Origin of the sequence: Neobacillus drentensis (assembly GCF_036966985.1) — a bacterium.
In the GTDB taxonomy this organism is placed as follows: domain Bacteria; phylum Bacillota; class Bacilli; order Bacillales; family Cytobacillaceae; genus Neobacillus; species Neobacillus drentensis_E.
Window position 1 is genome coordinate 1 of sequence record NZ_JBALSN010000809.1, and the last position, 1002, is coordinate 1002.

Below are 1002 nucleotides of genomic sequence, written 5' to 3' on the forward strand. Positions count from 1 at the left end.
ATTCTATACCTTCACAAAATATTAGCAATAGGTTTTCTGGAATTCAGACAAGAAAAATCTGTTAAAGCGCTTTCCTCCTCTCTGTCGTGGTTTTACTGAAGTTTCCCCTTAGAAATAAAATCCAATTTCATTATTAACTGATTAATCTGACAATTTAAAAGCGATTTGTTTTCCTGTAAGATATTCTTTCAACCATACACCTTTTGACTAGTACATTGCAAGGGGCATTGCCATATTTTAATCCTCTTTTTTTTAACCGATAAAGGTAGAAGAGAGTGGAAGGGAGCAAACAACGAGATGAAACGAATGATATCAGGCGCCTTATTGATTTTATTGATGACCGTCATTAGTTTTGGCTGTCAAGCGATGACGGAGGAGGCTGGTGCGAAGCAAGGTACTGCCTATTACGTCGCAGCAAATGGGAACGACAAACATCCAGGGACAAAGCAAAAGCCTTTCCGTACGCTGAAAAAAGCGGCAAGTATCGCGAAAGCTGGAACAACAGTTTATATGAGAGGCGGTACATACAAAGAGAAATTGATTGTCCGCCATTCTGGAACAAAGAAAGCACCAGTTGTATTTCAAGCGTATGGAAAAGAGAAGCCTGTCATTAGCGGAGCATCTCTTAAAGGAAATCAAGCAGACGGTGGTCTTGTGAAGATTGATCAAAAAAGCTATATCACCCTGAAAGGGCTGACAGTCGGTCATATTAAAACGAATAAAGAAGATGTGACACCCATCGGTATATTCATCACAGGAAGCGGCAAAGGCGTCAAACTGCTTAACAACCGTGTGTACGACATTCAGACGACACATCAAAATGGGAATGCTCATGGCATTGCGGTCTATGGAACGAAAGCACCTGCAGCCATTGAAGACATCGAAATCAAAGGAAACACTGTAGAAAAGTTAAAGCTGGGTTTTAGTGAAGCCCTCGTGCTAAACGGAAACGTTAAAAAATTTCGCGTGACACATAATACAGTCCGGCATACGGACAATATC

The 1002-nt window shown here is 40.9% G+C and carries 1 protein-coding gene; it reads left to right on the top strand.

Annotation, left to right across the window (positions count from 1 at the left end; all coding sequences use genetic code 11):
* Positions 1 to 297: 297 nt before the first annotated feature.
* The coding region (locus V7659_RS31940; protein WP_335543976.1) for a DUF1565 domain-containing protein at positions 298 to 1002 on the top strand (705 nt) is incomplete at its 3' end.